Below are 26,321 nucleotides of genomic sequence, written 5' to 3'. Positions count from 1 at the left end.
GGGCGGCCGGAGGCCAGTTTACAGCGGGAATATGACGGCAAAATGAAGCGGCGTACCGCAACGCCGCTTAGTGGGAAGGTTTGTCGTCCTGATGCGGCTTGTTGTTAAACATATCGCACAGCATGTTCAACAGCATTAAGCGCACCCTGAAGGGGGAGTGAGTAAACACGGTCATACACCTCTTGAATTCGTTCATAAGACCTCCTGATTTTTGATCCCTTCGATCCGTGAAGGGTGACTGCATTACATACAGATATAGCACAGGCTATATTGTATAGCTATGGCTATTTCGTTAATTTTTTGTGCTTGTAGAGGTATGGTTTACAATGTGCGCTCTCGATACCGGGCGCTGGAAGCGTCACCCCACTGAGGAAGTACAATGAACCGTCGCGCAGGTAAGCCAACAATCAGAAAAACGACGCAACTGGTGAATGTGGAAGAGCACGTCGAAGGTTTTCGTCAGGTGCGTGAAGCCCACCGACGTGAACTGATTGATGATTATGTTGAGCTGATTTCCGATCTGATTCGCGAGGTCGGGGAAGCACGTCAGGTTGATATGGCGGCCAGGCTGGGGGTTTCGCAGCCAACCGTTGCGAAGATGTTAAAACGTCTGGCCTCCGTCGGCTTAATCGAAATGATCCCGTGGCGCGGCGTCTTTCTGACGCCGGAAGGGGAGAAGCTGGCGCAGGAGAGCCGCGAGCGCCACCAGCTGGTGGAGAACTTCTTGCTGGTGCTGGGCGTAAGCCCGGAGATTGCCCGTCGGGATGCGGAAGGAATGGAACACCACGTCAGCGAAGAGACGCTGGTGAAGTTTCGTGAGTTTACGCTTAAATATGGTTCCTCCGCTGAATGAAAATCCCTGGACTGCAGGCCCTCACGCGCGATCGCTTCTTTCATCTCTTATTGATTATTGGTGCAGGTTTAAGCCTTTTTGTACCGTTTGCGCCCAAGGCCTGGCCTGCGGCGATTGACTGGCGCACTATCATTACCCTGAGCGGGTTAATGATGCTCACCAAAGGGGTGGAGCTGAGCGGCTACTTCGACGTGCTGGGGCGCAAAATGGTGCGCCGGTTTGCCACCGAACGCAGGCTGTCGCTGTTTATGGTATTCTCCGCCGCGGTGCTGTCGACCTTTCTCACCAACGATGTGGCGCTGTTTATCATCGTGCCGCTGACGCTCACCCTGCGTAAGCTGTGCGAGATCCCGGTGAGCCGGCTGATCATCTTTGAAGCGCTGGCCGTCAACGCGGGCTCGCTGTTAACCCCTATTGGCAACCCGCAAAACATTCTGCTCTGGGGACGTTCAGGGTTATCGTTCGCCGCCTTTACCTGGCAGATGGCGCCGCTGGCGCTGGTGATGATGGCGTCGCTGCTGGTGGTCTGCTGGTTTGCCTTCCCGGATAAAAAACTGCAATACCACAGCGGCACAACCGGCCCGCAGTGGCAGCCTCGTCTGGTCTGGAGCTGCCTGGGGCTGTATATCGTCTTTCTGTTTGCGCTGGAGCTGCGGTATGAACTGGCGGGCGTGCTGCTCGTGGCGGCTGGTTTTGTCGTGCTGGCGCGACGCGTGCTGGTGAGCGTGGACTGGACGTTGCTGCTGGTCTTTATGGTGATGTTCATCGACGTGCATCTGCTTATCCAGCTCCCGGTGCTGCAACACGTGCTGCACAGCGTCAGCGGTCTGTCTCAGCCGGGGCTGTGGCTGACGGCGATTGGCCTCTCGCAGGTCATCAGCAACGTGCCTTCTACCATTTTACTGCTCAACTACGTTCCGCCGGACACGCTTCTGGCCTGGGCGGTTAACATCGGCGGCTTTGGTCTGCTGCCCGGCTCGCTGGCCAACCTGATTGCCCTGCGGATGGCGAACGATCGCCGCATCTGGTGGCGTTTCCATCTCTGGTCGATCCCCATGCTGCTCTGGGCTGCGGCGATCGGTTTCGGATTATTCCTTCTCATATAGTGCGCAATTTGTCAGTTTTTCCTGGCAAACGTATAGCAACGTCCTAGCTTTAGTGAACGGCATAGTGTGATGCCGCTCACTGACAGGACCGTTGCTGAACTATGGCTGAAGAACAAAACCCGCCTGCTGACGAGCAGGACAAAAACAATAATGAGCGTAAGCGTCCGGGCAAAAAACCGTTAATTATCCTCGGCATTGTCGTGGTGGTAATGGTCATCGTGGCGCTGGTCTGGTGGTTTTTAACCCGTAACGAAGAGACAACTGACGACGCCTTTACCGACGGCGATGTGGTGACGATTGCCCCTAAAACGGCGGGTTATGTCACGGCGCTACATGTGCGTGATAACCAGCGCGTGAAAAAGGGCGATCTGCTGGTGGTTATCGATCCGCGTGATACCACCGCCCAGCGCGATCAGGCTCAGGCCCAGCTTGGCCTGGCTATTGCGCAGCTGCATCAGGCCCAGGCACAGCTGGCGCTCTCGAAAGTGCAATACCCCGCCCAGCGCGACGAAGCCAAAGCGCAGGTGCTGAAAGCGCAGGCAGACCTCGCCAACGCGCAGGCGGAGTATCGCCGCCAGCGCGGGGTTGATCCGCGTGCCACCACCCAACAAAGCATTGATTCCGCCAACGCCCAGCTGCGTAGTGCACAGGCCGCTCTGGCAAGCGCGCAGGCCCAGCTGGAAGTGGCGGAGCAGGTACAGCTGCAGATCCGCCAGCAGGAGACCAACGTCGAAGCGCGTGAGCGCCAGGTCGATCAGGCTAAAGCGCAGCTGGAAACCGCTAACCTCAACCTCTCTTACACCGAAGTTCGCGCCCCGTTCGACGGGTTTGTCACTAAGCGCAACGTGCAGCCGGGTACGCTGGTACAGGCGGGCACGGCGCTGTTCTCGCTGGTCTCACCCAACGTCTGGGTGGTGGCCAACTTTAAAGAGTCTCAGCTTGAGCGCATGAAGCCAGGCGATAAGGTGGAGGTTTCCGTCGATGCCTGGCCAGATATGGCGCTTGAAGGCCATGTCGACAGTATCCAGCAGGGCAGCGGCTCGCGTTTCTCGGCGTTCCCGTCGGAAAACGCCACCGGCAACTTTGTTAAAATTGTCCAGCGCGTGCCGGTGAAAATTGTGATTGATAAAGGGCTGGATCCGAACAAACCGCTGCCGCTGGGGCTGTCGGTAGAACCGAAGGTCACCGTGGAATGACGGATCACAGCCACGATAACTGGAAGCCCGCCAGCAATCCGTGGGCGGTGGCGATTGTCGTCACGCTGGCGGTGTTTATGGAGATCCTCGACACCACCATCGTCAACGTGGCGCTGCCGCACGTGGCGGGCTCGCTCTCGTCCAGCTATGACGAGTCCACCTGGGTATTAACCAGCTACCTGGTGGCTAACGGCATCGTCCTGCCCATCTCGGCGTTTCTCAGCCGGGTGTTTGGCCGCAAGCAGTTCTTCCTGATTTGCATCGTGATGTTCACCGTCTGCTCGTTCCTGTGCGGGATCGCGACCGAGCTGTGGCAAATCATCTTGTTCCGTGTGATGCAGGGCTTTTTTGGCGGCGGCCTGCAGCCCACTCAGCAGTCGGTGCTGCTTGACTACTTTAAACCGGAAGACAGGGGTAAAGCGTTTGGTCTCTCCTCCATCGCCATCATCGTTGCGCCGGTACTCGGCCCGACGCTCGGGGGCTGGATCACCGACAACTACTCCTGGCGCTGGGTGTTCTTTATCAACATCCCGGTGGGGATAGTGACGGTGCTGGCGATCTACCAACTGCTGGAAGATCCACCCTGGGAGAGTAAAGCCAAAGAGAAGCTGACTATCGACTGGACGGGGATCGGCCTGATCGCGCTTGGCCTCGGCTGTCTGCAGGTGATGCTCGACCGGGGCGAGGATGATGACTGGTTCTACTCGAACTTTATTCGCACCTTTGCGGTGTTAACGCTGGTCGGCATCATTGGCGCCATTTACTGGCTGATGTATGCCAAAAAACCGGTTGTTGATCTGCACTGCATGAAGGACCGCAACTTTACCATCTCCAGCCTGCTGATGGCGGGGATGGCGATGATCCTTTACGGCAGCTCGGTGGTGATCCCGCAGCTGGCGCAGCAGGATCTGGGCTATACCGCCACCTGGTCCGGGCTGGTGCTGTCGCCCGGCGCAGTGTTGATTGTATTGACCATCCCGCTGGTCCTGAAGCTGATGCCGGTGGTGCAGACGCGCTGGATCATCGCCTTTGGCTTTACCTGTCTGGCAGTGTCGTTCTTCTGGTCGCGCACGCTCACCCCGGATATCGACTTCGAAACGCTGGTGCTGTTCCGCAGCGCCCAGTCGATTGGGCTGGGGTTCCTGTTTGTCCCGCTGACCACCATTGCGTTTATTTCTATCCCGAGGCGGCTGAACGCGGATGCCGCGGCGCTGTTCACCATGTTCCGTAACGTTGCGGGCTCGATTGGCATATCGCTTTCCACGGCGGCCATCACCGAGCGCTCGCAGGCCCACAGCGCGCACCTTGCGTACCACGCCTCGCCGTTTAACGAGCAGTTCCAGCAGGCGATCCGCGAAAGCGCGCAGGCGATCCAGAACTTTACCACTCAGGTCGGCGACCCGACCGGCATTGCCACCGGGCGCATGTACCAGACCATGATTGAGCAGTCGCGCTTCCTGGCCTATATCGACGTATTCACCATTCTGAGCGTGGTGGCGCTGGTCCTGATTCCGTTTTGTTTGTTGCTCTCGCCGGTTAAGAGCGAGGGGAGTGCAGGAGCACATTGATGATACACAGACGTTTACACCCCCTGATGATAATGATGCTACTGGCAGGCTGCGCCGTGGGGCCGGATTACCAGCCGCCTGCACCGCATGCCGTCACGCACTGGAACGATAAAGGCGACAGCACGGTGAAATCACAAACCACCTCCGCTTCGACTAACCCGCGCTGGTGGAAAACGTTCGGCTCGCCGCAGCTCGACAGTCTGATTGAACGCGCCATCGCCGGGAATTTGTCCCTGCAGCAAACGGTGCTGCGCATCGCTGGTGCGCGCGAACAGATTAACCAGGCGGGCGGGGCGTTTTATCCGTCGGTCAACGGCAATCTGCAGGCGACGCGCCAGCAGCTCGGCCTGGAAGGTGAGTTGAAGTCTCATGGGGTCTACGACCAGCTTGATAACGTCGATCCGGAACTCAGGGGGGCGTTAGGACCGCTGACGCAGCCGATCAACCTCTACCAGGGCAGCTTCGACGCCCAGTGGGAGATTGATCTCTGGGGCAAAGTTCGCCGTCAGGTTGAAGCTGCTGAAGCGCAGCAGAAAGCCGCTATTGAGCAGCGTAACGACGCGCTGGTCTCCCTTGAAGCCGAAGTGGCGCGCGCCTGGCTCCAGCTGCGCGGGGCGCAGAGCATTATTGCCACGCTGAACACCCAGATTAAAAGTGCGCAGCAAACGCTGGATCTGACCGAAAGTCGCCAGCGGGGCGGGCTGTCTCCGCAGATGGACGTAGAAAATGCGCGGGCGCAACTGGGCAACCTTGAAGCACAACTGCCGCAATATCAGGCGCAGGAGCGGCAGGCGATGAACGGCCTGGCGATCCTGCTCGGCAAGCAGCCGGGGGCGTTGGATGCGGAACTGCAGTCCGCCCAGCCGATGCCTGCGCTGCCGGATATCGTGCAAACGGGTATTCCATCCACGCTGGCGCGACGTCGTCCGGACGTGCGAGAAGCGGAAGCGAATCTCCATGCCGCCACAGCGCAAATTGGCGTGTCGGTGGCCGAGCTGTTCCCGAGCTTTACCCTGTCCGGACAGTTTGGCCTGCGCAACAGCGAATCCAACTGGCTCACCGACTGGAGCAGCCACTTCTACAGTTTTGGTCCGCAGGTCTCCATTCCCATCTTCCAGGGCGGAAGACTGGTCTCCAGCGTGAAAGTGGCGCGTGCGCAACAGGGGGCGGCGGTGCTGGATTATCGCCAGACGGTACTGACTGCGCTGGGGGATGTTGAGAATGCGCTGGTGAGTTACCGCACCGATCAGAAGCGTGAAGCGGGTCTGGCGAAGACCATCGATGCGCTGCAAAACGCCTTCGATCTGGCCAGCGACAGCTACCGGCAGGGAATTGCCAGCTTTATCGACGTGCTCGACGCCCAACGGCAGCTGGCACAGGCCGAGCAGCAGCGTGCCCAGGCGCAGGTGCAAAGCGCGCTCGATCTGGTGGCGCTCTATAAGGCACTTGGCGGCGGCTGGGAGCCCTATCAGCAGGTGCAGTTACCGGATTACGCCGTCTTTGGCGATGCCCCGCGCGGATAATATTCAGAGGATTGGGCAAGAAACGGACAGGAACGCCACATTCGCATTGGCCAGGGGGCGGGTATAACTATCAGGCACCCATCAAACGACATGTGAGGACTATCTTATGCGTTATCAAAAACTGGGCAATACCGGTCTGTTTGTTTCTGAACTGTGCCTTGGCACCATGACCTTCGGCGGTGAAGGTGGCATGTGGGGCAAGATTGGCCAGCTGCAGCAGAGTGAAGCCGAGCAACTGGTGGGCCGTGCGCTGGATGCCGGGATCAACTTCATCGACACCGCGAACGTCTATTCCGAAGGCCGCTCGGAGGAGATCACCGGCCGGGCACTCAAGAACCTGAAAATTCCGCGCGAAAACGTGGTGGTTGCCACCAAAGTGTTTGGCGAAACGGGCACGGCGGGGGTGAACTCACGCGGCAGCTCATGCTATCACATTATCAGCAGCGTGAAAGAGAGCCTGCGCCGTATGCAGCTCGACCATATCGATCTCTACCAGCTTCACGGTTTCGACCCCGCAACGCCGATGGAAGAGATGCTTTATGCCCTGGATAACCTTGTGCAGCACGGCCACGTGCGCTACATCGGTGTCTCTAACTGGGCCGCATGGCAGATTGCCAAAGCGCTGGGCATTTCCGAGCGGCTGGGTCTGGCCCGTTTCGCATCGCTGCAGGCCTATTACACCATCGCCGGACGTGATCTGGAGCGCGAACTGGTGCCAATGATGCAGAGCGAAGGCGTCGGGCTGATGGTCTGGAGCCCGCTGGCGGGTGGCCTGCTGAGCGGGAAATATGGCCGCGACGGGCAGAGTGAAACCGGTGGTCGTCGTCTGGAGTTTGACTTCCCGCCGGTGGAAAAAGAGCGCGCCTTCGATTGTGTGGATGTGATGCGCACTATCGCCGAAAGCAAAGGTGTCTCCGTCGCGCAGATCGCCCTGGCGTGGCTGCTGCATCAGAAGGCGGTGACCAGCGTCATTATTGGTGCCAAACGCGTCGATCAACTGGATGACAACATCGCCGCAACGGGGATCCGTTTAAGTGAAGACGAGCTGAAACAGCTTGATGCCGTCAGCGCACTGCCGCGCGAATATCCGGGCTGGATGCTGGAGCGGCAGGGGGAGTATCGTCGTAATCAGCTCGCACAGCAATAACCCTCCTTTCCCCGGTGGCGCACCGCTCACCGGGGCTTTTTTTCCCCGCTCTGCTCACAAAATTCGATCCTCCTCTTTGATCGCTTTTACATCTTCGCCTATATGACTAGTCATGAAATTTAAATGACTAGTCATATAGGGAGAGACCATGAATCAATCACTGCCAGCCAACTTTTTATGGGGCAACTCGGTATCCAGCATGCAGACGGAAGGGGCATGGAATGAGGGCGGGAAGGGGATGTCGGTGTACGACATTCGCGAAGCGGGGGAAAACATCTCCGACTGGAAAGTGGCGACCGATTCCTACCACCGCTACCGGGAAGATTTCGACCTGATGCAGGATCTGGGCATGAACTGCTACCGCTTTCAAATCTCCTGGAGCCGGGTCTGTCCGCAGGGCGACGGCGAGTTCAACGATGAAGGCATCGCCTTTTACGACCGCTTTATTAACGATCTCATCGCCCGCGGTATCGAGCCGATGATCTGCCTCTATCACTTCGATATGCCGCTGGCGCTGGCGCAGGAGTACAACGGCTTTAACGATCGTCGCGTCATGGATGCCTTTATCCGCTATGGCAAAAAGATGATCGACTGCTTCGGCGACCGCGTGAAGTACTGGCTGACCTTCAACGAACAGAACATCTTCCATATGCCGGAAGCGTTTCGTATTTCCGGCTACATGAAAGGCGAGAAAACCCTGCGCGAGCTCTACGAGTTGCAGCATCACACCATGGTGGCGCACATGACGCTGACCGAATACCTGCACCAGACAAAACCGGGTCAGCTGATGGGCGGTATGCTGGCACACCAGCTGGTTTACCCGGCCACCTGCAAACCGCGCGATATCTTCTGCGCCCAGCAGTACGACGAATTTCTCAACCAGAACCTGCTGCGCGTCTTTGCTGGTCAGGGCTATAGCCCGGCGGTGATGGCGGTGGTGGAGCAGGAAGGGTTTGGCGATATCTACCGTGCCGAGGATCTGGCGCTGTTCGCAAGAACCCAAAACGACTTTATGGCCTTCAGCTACTACGCCAGTAAAACGCTGGACAGCGATGCCATTCCGCAGGGAACCCCGGTGAACAATTATCTGCTGTACGGCGATAAAAATAACCCGTACCTGAAAGCCACCGAATGGAACTGGCAGATCGATCCGCTCGGTTTTCGCACCATCATCACCCGCTACGCCAACGACTGGCGCATGCCGGTGTTCCCGATTGAAAACGGCATTGGCGTGATTGAATCCTGGGATGGCGTGAACCCGATTGAGGATACCTACCGCATCGACTATCACCGGGCGCATATCGAGGCCATGAAAGCCGCCATGTTCGAGGATGGCGCTGAGGTGATGGGGTATCTCGGCTGGGGTCTGATCGACATTCTGAGCTCTCAGGGCGACATGCGTAAGCGCTACGGCGTGGTCTACGTCAACCGTGAAAACCACGACCTTAAAGACCTGAAACGCGTGCCGAAGAAGAGCTACGCGTGGTTAAAACAGGTTATCCATACCAACGGACGCGAGATGTAAGCCGTACGCTGCCGGGCCGTTTTTGTGACTGATTGATGGGAACTATCCGCTATGTCTGAAACAAAAATCACACCGCATATGCAGTCCTTTGTCGATAAATTTGTTGAGTTCTCAGCGCGCCTGGCAAACCAGGTGCATCTTCGCTCCCTGCGCGATGCCTTCGCCACGGTGATGCCGATTTTCATCCTCGCCGGACTGGCAGTGCTGGTGAACAATGTGTTGTTCCCATGGATTTTTGACGGCGACACGCTCACGCACTTCAAGGTATGGGGCGAGGCGATCATCAATGGCACGCTGAATATCGCCGCGCTGCTGCTGGCACCGATGATTGCCTGGTCGCTGGCGCGCAACAAGGATTTCGACAATCCGGTCTCGGCAGTGGTTATCGCTGTCAGCAGCTTTATTATCATGATGCCGATGCGTCTGCAGCTCACGCCCGTCGGCAGCGACACCACGGTGAATGTCACCCAGGTGCTGACCTTCGCCAACATTGGTTCGACCGGGATTTTCGCCGGGGTGCTGATTGGCTTGCTCTCGACGGAGCTGTTTATCGCCATCTCGCGGCTCAAGGCGCTGCAAATATCACTGGGGGAAAACGTGCCGCCGGCGGTCAGTAGATCTTTTAGCGCCCTGATCCCGACCATCCTGACGCTCTCACTGTTTGCCGTTCTGGCCGCGCTGCTGGCGAACGTATTGCATACGGATCTGATTCACCTGATCACCACCTTTATCCAGCAGCCGCTGCGGCTCATCAATACCAGCCTGCCGGGGACGATTTTTATCTACAGCTTTGGTAACTTCCTCTTCACGCTGGGTATTCATCAGTCGGTAGTCAACAGCGTGGTGCTGGAGCCGTTCCTGTTGATTAATACCAATGAGAACATGCTGGCCTTTGCCAACGGCCAGCCGATCCCGCACATCATCAACAACATCTTCGTGCCGACCTTTGGCATGGTGGGCGGTACCGGTAGCACCATTTCACTGCTGATCGCCATTTTTATCTTCTCGCGGCAACAATCGGCGAAACAGGTGGCACGTCTGTCGCTGGCGCCGGGTCTGTTCAATATCAACGAGCCGGTGATTTTCGGCCTGCCGATTGTATTTAACCTGCCTTTAATGATCCCGTTTGTCCTGTTGCCCGCCATTGGCATTTACTTCGCCTGGCTCTGCACCACGCTGGGATTAATGTCGCGCTGCGTGGTGATGATCCCGTGGACCACGCCGCCAATTCTGAGCGCCTGGCTGGCAACCGCGGGGGACTGGCGGGCGGTGGTGGTGCAGTTGGCAATCATCGTATTTGGTGTATTCTTCTACCTGCCTTTCCTCAAAATTGCCGAGCGAGTGGCGTTGAAAAACAGCGGGATAGAACATTAAACAGAAGGAAGGACGATGGCGGCGAAGTACATCACCATAGCGCGTGAAATCAAAAAACGCATCATCAGCCAGCAGTATGCCGCCAATGAACCCCTGCCGGACCAGTTTGCGCTGGCGGCGGAGTTCAATACCAGCCGGATGACCATTCAGCAGGCCATGCGTCAGCTGATCGTTGAAGGGCTGGTATATACCCGTCAGGGGCAGGGGACGTTCATCCGCAAAAACTTCCTTCAGTTGTCGCAGTGGGATCTCTCCGGCAGCGACTACTTTGGCGCGACCAAAACCTGGGAGCATCTGGGCACGGTAACGAGCCAAGTGGTGCATTTTGAACTGCGCTTCCCGAACGAAAAAGAGCAGGCCTCGCTGATGATTAATGCCGATACGCCGGTCTATGACTTCATTCGTCTGCGTTTACTTAATGGTGAGCCCATGTCGCTGGACGCGACCGTAATGCCGCTCAACCTGGTGCCCGGGCTGAACAAAAGCCATCTTGAAAGCTCGGTGTTTCGCTATGTGCAGGAGACGCTGGGTCTGAAAATTATGGGATCGTACCGCGTGGTGCGGGCGCTAAAGCCGAATGCGCTGGATATGCAGCATCTGGTCTGCGAGGAGAGCGACCCGGTGCTGGAGGTGGAGCAGGTGATCTATCTGGAAGATGGCACGCCGCTGGAGTATGCGCACTGTCATTATCGTTACGACCACGGCGGGATTGTGATCGTGAATAACGGATAAAAAAAGCGGGCATCGAAGCCCGCTTTTTTCGCTGTGTCGCGATTAGTTCAAACGCACCGGCATACCGGAACGGTTCTGCACAGCCTGGTCAACGATAGTCGTTTCCACGTCCGGCTGAGAGGTCACGGACTGCACCGCGCTGGTCAGCGTAATCGGCACGATTTCGTTATTGTTGATCTGGTCTTCGCTGGTGGACAGCGGGTTGTGCACTTCAATGTAACGGCTGCCATCCGGCTCAGAGGTCGCTTTAACCGGTTCGTTGATGAACTGGACGCGGGTACCTACCGGCACGTTTTCGAACAGGAATTTGATGTCGTCGTTACGCAGACGCACGCAGCCGTGGCTTACGCGCAGGCCGATACCGAAGTTAGCGTTGGTACCGTGGATGGCGTACAGGCGGCCGATGTACAGGGCGTACAGACCCATTGGGTTATCCGGGCCTGCCGGAACCACGGCGGGCAGCGGTTCACCTGCCGCGATGTATTCCGCGTGCATTTTCGCCGTTGGGGTCCAGGTTGGGCCTGCTTTCTTACGTTCAACTTTGGTGGTCCAGTTCAGCGGGGTATCTTTACCCAGCTGACCGATACCGATTGGCAGCACGATTACCGTGTTGGTGCCTTTCGGATAGTAATACAGACGCATCTCCGCGCTGTTAATCACGATGCCTTCATGAACGGTATCCGGCAGGATCAGCTGCTGAGGGATATTGAGAACGGTACCTGCTTTTGGCAGGTATGGGTCAACGCCCGGGTTCGCTTCCAGCATGTTAGACAGGCCCAGCTGGTACTGTGCTGCGAAATACTCCAGCGGCTGAGTGTTACCCTCAGGCACCGTCACCACCTGGTTTTGACCCACCAGACGGCTACCGTCTGTCGGCAGCGGATAAGTCACCGCAGAAGCGGTTTTGCAAAAACCTACTACGGCTAACGCCGCCGCAAAAAGCGTTGTTAATTTCATGTTCATGTTGTGCGAGGTATCTAAGCCATTCAGGCGTGAGTTGATAAGTCTGAATCTGTGATGGGAGCGCATTATATGTGCATTCCCGCTAACAGGGAATTCAGATGTGTACGAAATCACATTTTTTTCGATTTTGTTAAAGTTTAGCGGAGCGTCGCAACACAGGATCTCAATTCGGAATTGTGGCATAATGCCGTGTTTATCACACTTTTCGCAGGAATCTCCCCGTGTTAGTTACCAGCAACGTCACTATGCAGTTTGGCAGTAAGCCGCTGTTCGAAAACATTTCCGTCAAATTTGGCGGCGGCAACCGTTACGGCCTGATTGGTGCCAACGGTAGCGGTAAATCCACCTTTATGAAGATCCTCGGCGGTGACCTGGAGCCGACGCTCGGCAACGTGTCGCTCGATCCCAACGAGCGCATCGGTAAACTGCGTCAGGATCAGTTCGCCTTTGAAGAGTTCACCGTGCTCGACACCGTGATCATGGGGCACGCGGAGCTGTGGGAAGTGAAGCAGGAGCGCGACCGTATCTATGCGCTGGCCGAAATGAGCGAAGAAGATGGCTACAAAGTGGCCGATCTGGAGACGCAATACGGCGAAATGGACGGTTATTCTGCAGAAGCGCGTGCGGGCGAGCTGCTGCTGGGCGTGGGCATTCCGGTCGAACAGCATTACGGCCCGATGAGCGAAGTGGCACCTGGCTGGAAGCTGCGTGTGCTGCTGGCGCAGGCGCTGTTCTCTAACCCGGACATTCTGCTGCTCGATGAACCGACGAACAACCTGGACATCGACACCATCCGCTGGCTGGAGCAGACGCTCAACGACCGTGACAGCACCATGATCATCATCTCGCACGACCGTCACTTCCTGAACATGGTGTGTACGCACATGGCGGATCTGGATTACGGTGAGCTGCGTGTTTACCCGGGCAACTACGACGAATACATGACGGCGGCCACCCAGGCGCGTGAACGTCTGCTGGCGGATAACGCCAAGAAGAAAGCGCAGATTGCGGACCTGCAGTCCTTCGTCAGCCGCTTTAGCGCCAACGCCTCTAAATCCCGTCAGGCAACATCGCGTGCCCGCCAGATTGACAAAATCAAACTGGAAGAGGTTAAAGCTTCCAGCCGTCAGAACCCGTTCATCCGTTTCGAGCAGGACAAGAAACTGTTCCGTAACGCGCTGGAAGTGGAAGCCCTTACCAAAGGTTTTGATGAAGGCCCGCTGTTTAAGAATTTCAACCTGCTGCTGGAAGTGGGCGAGAAGATCGCCATTCTGGGTGCCAACGGCGTAGGTAAATCCACCATGCTGAAAACCCTGGTCGGCGAACTGCAGCCGGACAACGGGAGCGTGAAATGGTCCGAAAACGCGCAAATTGGTTATTACGCGCAGGATCACGAGTATGAATTTGAAAACGACCTGACCGTCTTCGACTGGATGAGCCAGTGGAAGCAGGAAGGCGACGATGAGCAGGCGGTGCGCAGTATTCTGGGGCGTCTGCTGTTCAGCCAGGACGACATCAAGAAGCCTGCCAAAGTGCTCTCCGGTGGAGAGAAGGGCCGTATGCTGTTCGGCAAGCTGATGATGGAAAAACCGAACATTCTGGTGATGGACGAACCGACCAACCACCTGGATATGGAATCTATTGAATCGCTGAACATGGCGCTGGAGATGTACCAGGGCACCCTGATCTTCGTTTCTCACGACCGTGAGTTCGTCAGCTCGCTGGCAACCCGCGTGATTGAAATTACGCCAGAGCGCGTGGTGGACTTCACCGGTAACTACGAAGATTATCTGCGCAGCAAAGGTATCGAGAACTAAAAAAAAGCCGGGTGGCGGCTGCGCCTTACCCGGCCTACGTTCTGTTCCCTCTCCCTGTGGGAGAGGGTTAGGGTGAGGGCATCAGGCCGCACTACATCACCCACTCACTCCCTTCAATCCCATTCACCAGCAGCCTGCGTTTTTCCCCCGCCGGTAATGACACCTTCAGTGCTTTCCACGCCGGACGATAATCTCCGCGCGCAGTGATCTTCAAATTGATGGTTGCCCCATCACACACCATTTCCCACTCTACCCACAGCGCATTGCCGTTCTGATAGCCCCAGCTTTCACCGTCATCTTCAAACAGCAGACCGGTGTTGGTGCCCACGCCTTTGACCGGGAACAGCTTCAGCTCGCGGGTGTCGTCTTTTTCCGCGCTGACGTGAGTGATGCGTTCGCTGAGCGGCAGACCGGCACCGGCGCGCACCAGCAGCGGCAGTTTTTCCAGCGGTGCATCCAGAGCGATCCACTGCCCGCCCGCGTACCACGCGTGGGTGTAAAAATCGTACCAGCCGGTTTCGTTATCCGGCAGCCAGAGACGGCGCTCGCGCTGTCCGGCCTCCACCACGCTTGCCACCAGCAGGTCCCGGCCCAGCAGGAACTCGTCGCACTCTTCAAAGGTCTGCGCATCGTGTTCGTGGTCGAGGAAGGTTGGGCGCAGCATCGGTTCGTCATCGGCATGTGCCTGCCAGAGCAGGGTGTAGAGATACGGCAGCAGACGATAGCGCAGCTCAATGGCACCGCGAATAGCGGGGGTGACGCCCGGATACATCCACGGCTCGTTCACCGTGTGGTCATCGTTCCACGAGTGAATGGTAAAACGCGGGTGCATCACGCCGTTCTGCACCCAGCGGACAAATAGCTCAGCGTCGGGTTTGTCGCCAGAAAAACCGCCCACGTCATGACCAACGTTAAACAGTCCGGACAGGCTCATACCCAGCCCCATGCGGATGTTATAGCGCAGGGTGTCCCAGTTGGTGCGGTTATCGCCGCTCCAGGTCTGAACGTAACGTTGCATCCCGGCGCAGCCGGAACGGGAGATCAGATACGGGCGCTTTTCCGGGGCAAACCGCTGCTGCGCTTCCAGCGAGGCGCGCATCATCAGCAGCGGCATCACCGGGCGGATGTGTTTGATGGCGATCTCCTTGCCAAAACCATGACAGCGCGCTTCGCCATCCCACACTTCGTACTCGTTGTTATCGTTCCAGGTGGAGTCGATCCCCATCTCCAGCAGCTGCGTGGTGACCCCTTCCTGCCACCATTTCACCGTCTGCGGGTTGGTAAAGTCGAGGTGGGAACCTTCGTCATCCCAGAAGCTGGAGCGTTCTGGTGCATCGGTTTCTGAATCACGAATGAACAGGCCGTTTTCCGCCACTTCGCTATAGCGCGGGTGGTCCTGCAGCAGGCACGGCTTGATGTTTGCCGCCAGCCGTAGCCCCGCATCGTGGAATGCCTGGGTCATCACCTTCGGTTGCGGCACTTTGTCGTAGTTCCAGTTAAAGACATAGCGCTTGCCGTTGATCGAGGTATAACCCGATGAGAGCTGGAACGAGTCGCACGGGATCGCATGCTCTTCGCACAGGCGAATAAAATTCATCAGTTGGTTTTGTGCGTCCGGCGCGTCGGTGTAGTGCATGGTCGACCCGCTGTAGCCCAGGCTCCACTTTGGCCCGAACAGCGTTTTCCCGGTCAGGCGCACAAAGGCTTTGGTGACGTCCAGCACCCGTTTGCCGGTAAAGAGGTAGTAATCGATATCACCCGCTTCCGCCTGCCAGCGACGGTAGGCGGTGTGGTAGTTATCAATTTCGTTGCCCAGATCCAGCCAGCAGCTGCTCAGGTTGTCGTAGAACAGGCCGTAACTCACGTCATCGCGGCGGGTAAGGGTAAACGGGATGTGTTTATACAGCGGGTCGGTGCTGGCCGCGTTGTAGCCCATGGCGTCGAGGTTGCGCATCTCGAAGCGCTTACCGTTGCGCTGCAGGTCGCCCGCTTTCTCACCCAGGCCGTAAAAACGCTCGTCCTTGCGACGGCTCAGGTAGTGTGCCACCCCGTCGCCGTGAGCGTTCAGCAGATAGGCGCTGGTCGGACGGTCATTGACCAGCGGCTGCCACTCACCGGCGTCATTGCGATAGTGCCACTCCAGCCACAGCGGCTGATGAACGGTCACACGTAGCTGTTCGGTGGCAATTGTCAGCCCCTCATCCTGCTGGCTTAGCGTCCAGGCAGGGCAGGTGAAGCCGCTCAGATCGTCGCGACGACGGCCTTCCCACGGCACATCTTCTTCCGGGGCGATGCTCCAGGTGCGGTCCAGCGCCAGTTCACCTTTACGTTTGATCAGTACGCGGAACAGGTTCTCTTCCAGCACATACAGGCACAGGCGGTGCTGGTTATCCACCAGCAGTTCCAGATGGTTGGCCGACTGCTTATCGACGGTCCAGTTTTTCAGGGTTTTCATATGCAATACATCCACTATCAGGCGCGCTTGGCGCGACGTTCAGCAATAAATGCCACCAGGAAAACAGCGCCAATCAGGTCAAAGAAACCCATGGCAATAAAGAGCGGGTTGAAGCCGATTTTGTCGGCGGTCACACCAATCAACAGCGAGAACAGGAAGCTGGCGATCCACGCCGCCGAGCCGCGCATACCGTTAACGGTCGCCATCTGGCCTTTATCGAACGACTCCACCACCAGGGCGCTGAGCATGCAGGAGATGATCTGATGCCCGAAACCGCCGATGGAGATCAGCACGATGGTGATGTACGGGTCGCGGGTAATGGCGACGACGGCCAGAGAGATCATCAGGAACGCGCCGGTGACGGAGCTTGCCACCACGGAGTTGACGCGGGAGCAGCCAAACAGGCGGGTATACAGACGGGTGAGGTAACCGCTTGCCACGCTGCCGAGATCGGCGGCCAGGAACGGCAGCCAGGCAAACATCGCGATCTGCTTCAGATCCATGCCGTGCTCTTTGGCGAGATACAGCGGCACCCAGAAACTCAGCACTGCCCAGGCCGGTTCCGCCATAAAGGCCGGGATGGCGATACCGTAAAAACGTTTATTTTTTGAGACGGTTTTCAGCGCGGTCAGGAAGGGCAGTTTTACTGCAGGCGGTTCGTTATCCTGCTTGATAAACGCCAGCTCGTTTTTGCTCAGGTTCGGGTGCTGCTCCGGATTGTGGTAGAACGCCCACCACAGGATCACCCACAGCAGCGCCAGCACGCCGGTGAACATAAACGCGCCCTGCCAGCCAAACGAGGCGTGCGCGAAGTAGATGATAGGCGGAGCCAGCATTGCGCCAATGGAGAAGCCCACACCAGCCCAGCCGGCTGCCACAGGACGTTCCGATTTCGGGAACCATTCACCAATGGTTTTGGCGTTTGCGGGCGTGGCGGCGGCTTCAGAAGCCCCCATAAAGAAGCGCAGGATGGCAAGGTGCAGCCAGCTCCCGGCACCCGCGTGGAAAATACACATCAGCGCCCAGATCCCGGCGCAAATCATAAAGCCAATCTTCAGGCCGATCACGTCGATCAGCCAGCCGCACAGAGGCTGGAAAATGGTGTAGGCGATCTGGAATGCCCCGACGATCCAGGAGTACTGCTCGGTGGTGATACCGAGGCTCTCTTTCAGTTCCGGGGCGAGGATCCCGAGTGAGTTTCGGGTGATGTAGTTAACGGTGACGCCAAGTAAGAACAGCACCAGCACATACCAGCGCAGGTTTTTAATGACGCGACGGGTTTTGCTTGCCGCAACGGTGTTATTAATGTCCTGACTCATTTTACTCTCCACAAGACGGACGGTAAGGGGACGGAGGTTCAGGTGTCACACAGGTTTATGACGTTGATTGTTATCTGTTTTACCGCTTCAAGTTGCTATACAACTAGTATGGAAGTTGTGTGACAAGTTCACCTTAAGGGAGAAAATGAGAAGGCAATAGTGGATTTTGTGCAAAATTTCTCATAACTGAGCGACATCATTTGGCATCATGGCTTTGACATCAGCTATTGCCTGATATGCACGCTATGAAAATTTTGTCATTTCGCAAATGGAGCCAGATCACAAAATGGACAAAAGGCTAAAAATCACCGAAATCGCGGCCCGGACTCAGCTCTCCATCAGCACCGTTTCGCGGGTCCTTGCCGGGAAGGCGAATACCAGTGAAAAAGCACGTGCGAAGGTGCTGGCATGCGCACGCGAGCTGGGGGTGCTGGACGGAATGGCTGCGGGCCGTTTGCTGCTCAACAGTCTCGTTGTCTTCGCCCCACAGCGCGCCTTTGACGAGCGGTCTGACATCTTTTACTACCGTGTGATCCAGAGCGTAAGCAAAGGCCTGGCCTCGTACGATGTTCGCCTGCGTTACTGCGCGCTGGAGGAGAACGACAGCGACGCCCAGCAGTTTCTGGCGCGAATGAACGAGCCGGACACCCAGGCCGCCATCCTCCTCGGGATTGACGATCCGCATATCCACGACCTGGCAGTGGATGTCGGTAAACCCTGCATGCTGATTAACTGCCGCGACCGGCATATGCGCCTGCCTGCCGTCGCGCCGGACCATCGGGCCATTGGCGAGCGGGCGGCGGACTATCTGTTTGAAATGGGACACCGTGAGGTGATGAATGTGTTGTGCCTGCGGCGTTACACCATGGAGCTGCGTCTTGCGGGGATCCGCGACGCATGGCAGTCGCACAACCTGAAGTTCAACGATAAACGCGATTTGCTGGTGGTGCCGAGCTTCAGCGCTCGCGAAACAGAGCAGCTGGTCACCGACTGGCTGAGCCACATGCAGGGAAAAGACTTGCCGACTGCGTTTCTGGTGGGGGGTGACTTTATGGCGGCGGGCACCATCAGCGCCCTGCAAAAACAGGGGTTACGCGTGCCGCAGGATATTTCGGTGATGAGCATTGACGGCTTCAATCTGGCGGCCATTCAGGATGTACCGTTAACCGCGGTACATGTTCCACGTGATGAGCTGGGCACCGAAGCGGTACATATGCTCCAGCAGCGGCTGATGCGCCCGGAGGCGCCGTCAGGCACGCTATTGCTTAACGGCACCCTGACCGTACGGGAATCGGTCCGGCGGATACGTCAGGGGAAACGACGCACCGCCGTTGAGCGGGAAGGGCTGTACGACAGTTAAGCCATGCCCAGCGCACGCTTGCCGTGGATATTGAGATCGGCCACGGTAAAGCGATCCTGCCAGGTTTCTTCATAATCCTCGCGCGGGAAATCACCCGGCGATGCCCCGGTTTCCAGCGCCGCTTTCACCTTCTTCGCGTAGGCGAGGTTCTTCTCGCACATCGGCGCGGCAGGAATGTACATCACGTTGCCCCAGCCCTGTTGATCCTCAACCGGCGCGACGGAGTGGATCACATCGCAGTGCCACCACACCGAATCGCCCGCCTCCAGTGCCGGAATGCTGGTGAGCGCTTCGATAAGCAGCGGGTGCCATTTCTCTGACACCGGCAGAACGCGCCCCGGCGCGACGCCGCACAGTTCGTCCTCCGGCACGTCATCCAGCAGCGGACGCAGCAGAATATAAGCCATCGCTTCCGGGATTGGCACCACGTGCAGCAGCCCCTGGCCCGGGATCATGTCCGACAGCGCCGTCCAGCCCTGGAAGGTGCGGAACACCGAACATTTGGTGGTGTTATCCACGGTGTACTCTTCCACTTCAGTACGGTGCGCAGCATTCCACGGGTCGTATTTCTCTACGTTGCCATCAAAGACGCGGGCGAAAACCTGCTGATAGGCGGGCAGCAGCCAGCGCTCCAGCGCACCGGAATCGGTATGCGCGCCCAGCCCTTTCGAGGTGGTGCCCGGTGGACGACGGCGGATGCGATCCGGGTAAATCACGCTGACGTCCGGGTCGAACCACTGTTTGCCGTTGCTCTCGAATGTCCACAGACGGTTCAGAAACGACTGCACCTGCGCCATCTCTTCACTCTGGCGCGCCTGCATTTGCGCCTGTGACCAGTAGATAGGGTAAATCTCCGGGCGAGACGCCGTTAAGGTACCAAAGAAGTTATCGCCGGGCCCTTTATAGACTTCATCAAACTGGTTGAGATCGAGGTAATCGAGCATCGACTGATCCCATGCCAGCGCCTGCTCGCGCGGGAAATGACCTTTTATTACCGCGCAACCCCGGCGTTTGATCGCCTCACGCTGCGCGGATGTGATGGTACCATTTTTCACATCCGCAAACGGGATCACCGGCCAGACGGGCTCGCCTTTGTTTTTCAGGGCGTTAATTTCCGCCACGCGGGTCGCGATGGTATCGCTGAGCTTATCGAACACCGCCTGCACATCGCCGATTTGCGCCCGTAGCTCGCGCTTCATCTCACGGATTGCGGCTTTGTGATCCGCCGGCAAAGTTTCACTGGTAAACGTCATAACTGCCTCGCATCTTTCATTCGAAAGTGAAAATGTCTACAAGTGATACTTTAAGTTAAAAATTGGTTAATGCAAGTTTAAAAAGTTGACGGGTAGCACAGGATGGAAAAAGAGTAAGGGGTGCCGGAGCGCGGCTCCGGCAGGAAGGGAATCAGGCGTCGAACGGGGAGTGGTGATCCAGCACCGCCTGAATAACGTTCAGCGCGCCCTGGTGGTTGTTGTCGTCGGTGCTGTAGCGGCTTACGTCTCTGATGCTTTCGGCCGCGTTGCCCATTGCAAAGGAGTATTTCACCAGCTTCAGCATCTCTGCGTCATTGCCGCTGTCGCCAATACCCACGCACTCCTGCGGGGAGACTTTCCAGCGTTTCAGCAGACGGCTGATGCCATTGGCTTTGTGCAGGCCGGGGATAATCAAATCGACAAAACCAAAGCCGCTGGTGACAGGCTTCATAATGCCGTCCAGGGAGACATGCAGTTTATCGACCAGATTCGGGATATCGCTGTCCGGCAAGTTAAGGGAGAACTTGAACAGCACGTCGTTAATGTCGCGGTAGTCGCTGATACGCTTTAAGCGGTGATAGTGCTTTGACATCAGCGCCACGAACGCCTCCGGGGCCTGGTCGCTGACGTAAGCGCTGTCGAGACCGCAGGCCACAAAGTTCAGCCCTTTGTCTTTCAGCAGTTCGCCAATAACGATTTGCGACTCATGACGCGTCAGCTCGCCGTGGAAAATTTGTTCACCGTGATCGAAGACCAGCGCACCGTTTTCCGCCACGAAGGAGATCTGATCTTTCAGTTCCGGGAAGAAGGAGATGAGCTGGTAATACTGGTTACCGCTGGCGACAACAAATTCAATATTACGGGCTTTAAGCTGCTCAAACTGTGCCTGAAAGCGGTCACGATCGTACTGCTTGGCATCATCAAGGAAAGTTCCGTCCATATCGGTGACGATAACTTTAACGGTCATACTGTGCTCCTGGGTCACTGCGTTTTGAAACATTCTAATAACAAGGTGACGGAGAGCACAAATTTAATTTCATTCGAAAGTAAAAGCAAAACGGCAACCGACGTTGCCGTTTTTAGTCTTTTCTCCCTCTCCCGGTGGGAGAGGGCCGGGGTGAGGGCATCAGCGTGCACATTTCCCCCTCACCCTAACCCTCTCCCTCAAGGGAGAGGGGATACTTCGTTACAGCGTATGCTCCGTACGCGCAATGATATCGTCCTGCGCATCCGGCGACAGGGCGGTGAAGAACGCCGAGTAGCCTGCGACGCGTACCACCAGGTCACGATACTGGTCCGGGTGTTTCTTCGCGTCCAGCAGCGTTTCGCGTGAAACGATGTTGTACTGAATATGCCAGCCTTTATGCACCTCGAAGAAGGTACGCAGCAGCACCATCAGCTTCTGGCGGTCGCTGTCGTTTTCCAGCGTCGACGGGTTCAGCTTCTGGTTTAACAGCACGCCGCCAAGAATCGCTTCGGTCGGCAGTTTACCCACGGAGCCGATTACCGCCGTTGGACCGAGATGATCGGTACCGGAGGCCGGACTGGCGCCTTCCGCCAGCGGGGTGTGCGCTTTGCGTCCGTCCGGAGTCGCCATTGTCGCTGCACCAAACGGCACGTTTGCGGAGATGGAGGATGTGCCCGCGTAGTAGTTACCGCCAATGGGGCCACGGCCGTAACGCGGGTTATGATACTGCTTCAGCTCGTCAATGTAGGTCTGATAAGCACGGGTCAGCAGCATGTCCACACTGTCGTCATCGTTGCCGTACTTCGGCGCACCGTTGATCAGACGCTGACGCAGCTGCTCGTGCGTCAGCCCGTCGAAGTCATCCGCCAGCGCCGCCGCCAGCTGCTGCTGACCGATGACGCCCTGCTCGAACACCAGTTTCTTCACCGCCGCCAGGCTGTTACCGAGGTTGGCAATCCCCACCTGCAGGCCGGAGACCCAGTCATACTTCGCGCCGCCCTGCTTGATGCTTTTCGCCCGCTCGATGCAGTCATCCACCAGCGCCGAGCAGAGGATATCGTGGACATTCTCTTCCAGCATGGTGTCCACGACATACTCAATCTCGATTGATTTACGGGTGTAATAGCGGATCTGGGTATCCCAGGCCGTCATCACCTCGTCGAAATTGCCGAAGTTACCGGCAGAGAGCGCTTTCTCCTGCGGCAGGAACACTTTCCCGCTGGTGGCGTCGCGGCCGCCTTCCAGCGCGGCGAGCATCACGCGGGCGAAGTTAATAAAGCTCATGCCGGTGCAGCGGTAGCCCCATTTGCCGCCAACGGCGGTTTCGATGCAGCCGATGGCGGCATAGTCGTACGCATCTTCTTTTTCCACGCCGAGCTTGATGAATTCCGGGATCACGATTTCATCGTTGTTGAACGCCGGCATGCCGAAGCCGCAGCGGATCACCTGCACGCAGGCGTCGAGGAAGTCGTTGCTCATCCCTGCGTGATAACGCACGCTCAGGTTTGGCTGGGTGGAGCGCAGACGACCGCAGGACTCCAGAATCGCGTAAGAGAGCGGGTTGACGGCGTCCATTGGCTCACCGTTGACCAGCTTCTGACCGCCGATGGTGACGTTCTGGTACAGCGGGCTGCCTGCGGAGGCTTTGGAGTGCGAGCCGGAGCGGATCTTGTTCACTTCCAGCAACTTCAGCCAGCAGCTGTGGAGCAGCTCGATGGCGTGCTCGCGGTCGAGGCTCTGGTTCAGCTCTACGTCGCGACGGTAGTACGGGTAGAGATATTGATCCATGCGGGCGAACGACACGGAGTGGCCGTTGGACTCAATCTGCAGGATAAGCTGAATGAAGTAGCACAGCTGCAGCGCCTGCCAGAAGGTTTTTGGCGGTTCATGGGCAATCGCGTCACAGTTTTCCGCTATCGCCAGCAGCTCGTCGCGGCGGCTGACGCGGGATTCGGTAGCCGCCATTTCACGCGCCAGGGCTGCAAAACGTTCGATATGCAGACTTACCGCCTCCAGCACGATATCAATCGCTTTCAGGAACTGATCGCCGTGCAGGTCGTCCAGCACTGTCAGGTTGATGCGCGAGCGGCGCTCGGCCACTTTAGCACGCAGGCCGTCGAGCCCTTTTTCCAGCACCAGCGGGAAGTTCACCGCCAGGTGGGCATCGCCGGAGGTCATGTTGCCTTCGGCTTTGATAATGCCGGTTTCCAGCAGGCTTTTCTGCTCGTCGGTGAACATGCCGTAACAGCGATCCTGTACCGTCTGGCCGCGCCACCACGGGCAGATCTCATGCAGAACGCGCTTATTCTCTTCGCTGACCGCAAAGCCCGCGCCGGGACGGTCCGCCAGATCGTCAATCTCTTTCTCAATCCAGGAGACGGTATATTCCGGGAAGATCGGCGCGGCGCGCACTTCGCTTGCCTGGTTACCGACGATCAGCTCATCGTGTTTGATCCAGATGGTGCGCTGCGCGAGATGATGCGCCAGCGCCAGCGCGCGACGCACCGGGATCGGTTTATCCATATGCTGCTGGTACATTTCAGTGTAGTGCTGCGCGCGCTCGGTACAGACCGGCGGCTTCACGATATGCACCAGGGCCATTTTGTGCGCTTTAATGCGCTCGCTGAGGGTGTTGAGATTCAGGGTAGTCATCGTTTTATCCTCGTAAGGTCGCGGTTAACCCTTTCTGGCAGGCATACTGCTGTGCAAAGTCCAGTAGCGCAGGGTTATCCAGCGGTTTGTCAGGGGCAGAGTAAGGTTGGCCGAGCAGTGTGTATTTGTTCATGCCCAGCGTGTGATACGGCAGAAAGTGAATGTCGCGAACGTTCAGTTCGTCGGCGGCGAAATTGGTAATGGCGGTAACAGAGGCTTCATCGGCGTTAAAGCCCGGGATCAACGGCACGCGAATGATGATTTTTTTCCCGGCCGCCGCCAGGCGTTTCAGGTTGTCCAGGATGCGTTTTGCCGAGCCGTCCGTCCACTGTTTGAACACCTCTGCATCCACATGCTTCAGGTCGGCGAGGAACAGATCGACATACGGTAGTGAAGGCGCGATATAGTGCCACGGCACGTGAAGGCAAGTTTCGACGGCGGTATGAATACCCTGTTCATGGCTGGCTTTAAACAACGCCAGTGCCAGATCGGGGTTCATAAACGGCTCGCCGCCGGAGAGGGTGATTCCACCGCCGCTGCGGTCGTAAAACGGCTTATCGCGCAGGACGGTCGCCATGATCTCCTCCACCTGACGTTCTTCACCACACACGGTGAGCGCCTGTGTCGGGCAGCAGTCGGTAAGGGCGTTAAGCGTCTGTTCGTCTAGTTTCTCTCGGTGGATGACCAGCCCGTTCAGCGCACGTTCGATACAGCCCGGTGCCGCCTGCTGGCACAGATCGCAGCCGTCCAGGCAAAGACGTGCATCAAACAGCACGTCCCGCGTGCGGGCCCGGCTTTCCGGGTTCTGGCACCAGCGACAGCCCAGCGAGCAGCCTTTCAGGAACACCACGGTACGGATCCCGGGGCCATCATGGGTAGAGTAACGCTGAATATTGAAGATCATGATTTTGCCTCTCATCTTGCATATGAAGATTAAATTACTTTCGAATGAAAGTTATCTTGATGCAGGTCAACTCCTGAGCAGGTTTTGTCGTGATAGGGTAAGTGCAGGCTAAAATTGAGGGCGACATCATGGAACTTTATCTCGACACTTCTGACGTTGCGGCAGTGAAAAAGCTCGCACGCATCTTCCCGCTGGCGGGCGTGACCACCAACCCCAGCATTGTGGCGGCAGGCAAAACGCCGCTTGAGGTTCTGCTGCCAGAACTGCACGACGCGCTGGGTGGCAAAGGCCGTCTGTTCGCGCAGGTGATGGCCACGACCGCCGAAGGCATGGTGGACGATGCGCGTAAGCTGCGTGCCATCATTAACGACCTGGTGGTGAAAGTGCCGGTGACGGCGGAAGGGCTGGCGGCGATCAAAATGCTAAAAGCAGAAGGGATCCCGACGCTGGGGACCGCGGTATATGGTGCCGCACAGGGGATGTTGTCCGCGCTGGCGGGGGCAGAGTATGTCGCGCCTTACGTTAACCGCGTGGATGCGCAGGGCGGAGACGGGATCCAGACCGTTGTGGAATTACAGCAGTTGCTGACGCTGCATGCCCCGCAATCAAAAGTGCTGGCGGCGAGCTTCAAAACCCCGCGTCAGGCGCTGGATTGCCTGCTGGCCGGCTGTGAGTCCATCACGCTGCCGCTGGATGTGGCGCAGCAGTTTATTACCTCTCCGGCGGTGGATGCGGCGATCGTGAAGTTTGAGCAGGACTGGCAGGGGGCGTTTGGACGGACGGCTCTCTGACGCGTTATCTCCCTCTCCCGGTGGGAGAGGGCCGGGGTGAGGGCATCAGGCCGCAACGAGGTTTAACCGCTGCACACCTCACACCCCGGACTACGCATCAGCTTCATCTCGCGGAACTGGCAGGTCATTGCGTCATACATCACAATTTTCCCCGCCGCTGGCGTACCGTAACGGGTCAGCACTTTGATCGCTTCCATCGCCTGCAGTGACCCGATCACGCCGACTAACGGCGCCATTACGCCCGCCTCGACGCAGGTGAGCGCATTCTCACCAAACAGGCGGCTCAGACAGCGATAACACGGTTCGCCTTCAGCATAGGTAAAGACGCTGATCTGTCCTTCCATGCGGATTGCTGCGCCAGAAACCAGCGGCGTTTTGTGGGTAAAACAGCCGGCGTTTAGCTGGTTGCGGATGGCGACGTTATCAGTACAGTCCAGCACCAGATCGTGCTTTGCGATTTGCGCGTATAACGCCTCGTCATCCAGCATCGCGTTAATCGGGGTGAACTGAACGTGAGGGTTGATGCGCGTTAACGCTGCGCGGGCAGAGTCTACCTTCGGCTGGCCGAGTGTCGCATCGCTGTGCAGCGTCTGGCGCTGCAGATTTGACACCGACACGGTATCAAAGTCCAGCAGCGTCATCTTGCCCACACCCGCCGCGGCGAGGTATTGCGCGGCGGCGCAGCCCAGACCGCCCAGGCCGACGACCAGTACGCTGGCCGCCTTGAGCGCTTCCTGGCCTTCAAAATCAAAACCGCGCAGCACAATCTGGCGGTTATAGCGCATCATCTCTTCATCGCTCAGTTCCGCCGCCATC

21 protein-coding genes are annotated in these 26,321 nt (G+C 57.5%); 12 read left to right on the top strand and 9 right to left on the bottom strand.

Annotated features, from left to right (window positions below; translation table 11 throughout):
* Positions 1-67: 67 nt before the first annotated feature.
* Positions 68-196: a manganase accumulation protein MntS gene (gene mntS / locus EQV24_RS09020; protein WP_013097458.1), complete on the bottom strand. Its 129-nt coding sequence runs from the start codon at positions 194-196 to the stop codon at positions 68-70.
* 183 nt (positions 197-379) lie between these two features.
* Here mntS and mntR point away from each other — a divergent pair, with 183 nt between their 5' ends.
* From mntR to EQV24_RS08975, 9 genes are all read left to right on the top strand, one after another.
* Positions 380-853, top strand: a complete 474-nt coding sequence (mntR, locus tag EQV24_RS09015) for a manganese-binding transcriptional regulator MntR (protein WP_013097457.1) — start codon at positions 380-382, stop codon at positions 851-853.
* Positions 850-1,959 carry an anion transporter gene (locus tag EQV24_RS09010; protein ID WP_108453353.1) on the top strand — a complete coding sequence of 370 codons (1,110 nt, stop codon included), beginning with the start codon at positions 850-852 and terminating at the stop codon, positions 1,957-1,959. The genes mntR and EQV24_RS09010 overlap by 4 nt, the downstream gene beginning before the upstream one ends.
* Positions 1,960-2,060: 101 nt before the next feature.
* Entirely contained in the window at positions 2,061-3,155 is a 1,095-nt protein-coding gene (locus EQV24_RS09005; protein WP_029882857.1) for an HlyD family secretion protein, read from the top strand.
* Complete coding sequence (locus tag EQV24_RS09000) at positions 3,152-4,723, top strand: DHA2 family efflux MFS transporter permease subunit (RefSeq protein ID WP_029882858.1); 1,572 nt, start codon at positions 3,152-3,154, stop codon at positions 4,721-4,723. Before EQV24_RS09005 ends, EQV24_RS09000 begins: the two co-directional genes overlap by 4 nt.
* Positions 4,723-6,246 (top strand): efflux transporter outer membrane subunit, encoded by a 1,524-nt coding sequence (locus EQV24_RS08995; RefSeq protein WP_130626482.1) that lies wholly within the window; start codon positions 4,723-4,725, stop codon positions 6,244-6,246. The genes EQV24_RS09000 and EQV24_RS08995 overlap by 1 nt, the downstream gene beginning before the upstream one ends.
* Before the next feature lie 106 nt (positions 6,247-6,352).
* A complete protein-coding gene (locus EQV24_RS08990; protein WP_130626481.1) occupies positions 6,353-7,393 on the top strand; it encodes an aldo/keto reductase in 1,041 nt (346 codons plus the stop codon).
* A gap of 148 nt (positions 7,394-7,541) precedes the next feature.
* The gene (locus EQV24_RS08985; RefSeq protein WP_023622501.1) at positions 7,542-8,918 is read left to right on the top strand and encodes a glycoside hydrolase family 1 protein; all 1,377 of its coding nucleotides are present in this window, start codon (positions 7,542-7,544) and stop codon (positions 8,916-8,918) included.
* A gap of 51 nt (positions 8,919-8,969) precedes the next feature.
* The gene (locus EQV24_RS08980) at positions 8,970-10,292 is read left to right on the top strand and encodes a PTS transporter subunit EIIC (protein ID WP_130626480.1); all 1,323 of its coding nucleotides are present in this window, start codon (positions 8,970-8,972) and stop codon (positions 10,290-10,292) included.
* A gap of 15 nt (positions 10,293-10,307) precedes the next feature.
* A complete protein-coding gene (locus EQV24_RS08975) occupies positions 10,308-11,024 on the top strand; it encodes a GntR family transcriptional regulator (protein ID WP_013097449.1) in 717 nt (238 codons plus the stop codon).
* Between the two features lie 42 nt (positions 11,025-11,066).
* Here EQV24_RS08975 and ldtB read toward each other — a convergent pair whose 3' ends face one another.
* Positions 11,067-11,987: a L,D-transpeptidase gene (gene ldtB, locus EQV24_RS08970; protein ID WP_020689864.1), complete on the bottom strand. Its 921-nt coding sequence runs from the start codon at positions 11,985-11,987 to the stop codon at positions 11,067-11,069.
* 221 nt (positions 11,988-12,208) lie between these two features.
* On the opposite strand from ldtB, the gene EQV24_RS08965 reads away from it, so the two are divergent.
* Positions 12,209-13,804 (top strand): ABC-F family ATPase, encoded by a 1,596-nt coding sequence (locus tag EQV24_RS08965; RefSeq protein ID WP_013097447.1) that lies wholly within the window; start codon positions 12,209-12,211, stop codon positions 13,802-13,804.
* A 91-nt stretch (positions 13,805-13,895) separates the two neighbouring features.
* On the opposite strand, the gene EQV24_RS08960 is transcribed toward EQV24_RS08965, so the two are convergent.
* Both EQV24_RS08960 and EQV24_RS08955 read right to left on the bottom strand, forming a co-directional pair.
* The gene (locus EQV24_RS08960) at positions 13,896-16,259 is read right to left on the bottom strand and encodes a glycoside hydrolase family 31 protein (RefSeq protein ID WP_130626479.1); all 2,364 of its coding nucleotides are present in this window, start codon (positions 16,257-16,259) and stop codon (positions 13,896-13,898) included.
* Between the two features lie 17 nt (positions 16,260-16,276).
* Positions 16,277-17,578 (bottom strand): MFS transporter, encoded by a 1,302-nt coding sequence (locus EQV24_RS08955; protein ID WP_130626478.1) that lies wholly within the window; start codon positions 17,576-17,578, stop codon positions 16,277-16,279.
* 286 nt (positions 17,579-17,864) lie between these two features.
* On the opposite strand from EQV24_RS08955, the gene EQV24_RS08950 reads away from it, so the two are divergent.
* On the top strand, positions 17,865-18,938 hold the full coding sequence (locus EQV24_RS08950; RefSeq protein ID WP_130626477.1) for a LacI family DNA-binding transcriptional regulator: 1,074 nt from the start codon (positions 17,865-17,867) through the stop codon (positions 18,936-18,938).
* Here EQV24_RS08950 and EQV24_RS08945 read toward each other — a convergent pair.
* From EQV24_RS08945 to EQV24_RS08930, 4 genes are all read right to left on the bottom strand, one after another.
* Positions 18,935-20,191 carry a DUF1479 domain-containing protein gene (locus EQV24_RS08945; protein ID WP_130626476.1) on the bottom strand — a complete coding sequence of 419 codons (1,257 nt, stop codon included), beginning with the start codon at positions 20,189-20,191 and terminating at the stop codon, positions 18,935-18,937. The genes EQV24_RS08950 and EQV24_RS08945 overlap by 4 nt on opposite strands.
* A gap of 151 nt (positions 20,192-20,342) precedes the next feature.
* Positions 20,343-21,158, bottom strand: a complete 816-nt coding sequence (locus tag EQV24_RS08940; RefSeq protein WP_029882866.1) for a Cof-type HAD-IIB family hydrolase — start codon at positions 21,156-21,158, stop codon at positions 20,343-20,345.
* A gap of 219 nt (positions 21,159-21,377) precedes the next feature.
* Positions 21,378-23,810, bottom strand: a complete 2,433-nt coding sequence (locus EQV24_RS08935) for a formate C-acetyltransferase/glycerol dehydratase family glycyl radical enzyme (RefSeq protein WP_045901360.1) — start codon at positions 23,808-23,810, stop codon at positions 21,378-21,380.
* A gap of 4 nt (positions 23,811-23,814) precedes the next feature.
* Entirely contained in the window at positions 23,815-24,714 is a 900-nt protein-coding gene (locus EQV24_RS08930) for a glycyl-radical enzyme activating protein (protein ID WP_045295694.1), read from the bottom strand.
* A 128-nt stretch (positions 24,715-24,842) separates the two neighbouring features.
* Between EQV24_RS08930 and fsa the strand changes: the two genes are divergently transcribed.
* Positions 24,843-25,505: a fructose-6-phosphate aldolase gene (gene fsa / locus EQV24_RS08925; protein WP_029882869.1), complete on the top strand. Its 663-nt coding sequence runs from the start codon at positions 24,843-24,845 to the stop codon at positions 25,503-25,505.
* 62 nt (positions 25,506-25,567) lie between these two features.
* Here the strand turns inward: fsa and moeB are convergent, their stop codons facing one another.
* Positions 25,568-26,320, bottom strand: a complete 753-nt coding sequence (gene moeB / locus EQV24_RS08920; RefSeq protein ID WP_013097439.1) for a molybdopterin-synthase adenylyltransferase MoeB — start codon at positions 26,318-26,320, stop codon at positions 25,568-25,570.
* Between the last annotated feature and the right edge of the window lies 1 nt (position 26,321).

Origin of the sequence: Enterobacter sp. A8, assembly GCF_004296595.1 — a bacterium.
Lineage (GTDB): Bacteria > Pseudomonadota > Gammaproteobacteria > Enterobacterales > Enterobacteriaceae > Enterobacter > Enterobacter cloacae.
The sequence above is the reverse complement of the archived record's forward strand: the minus strand, read 5'-3'. Positions and strand labels throughout refer to the sequence as shown.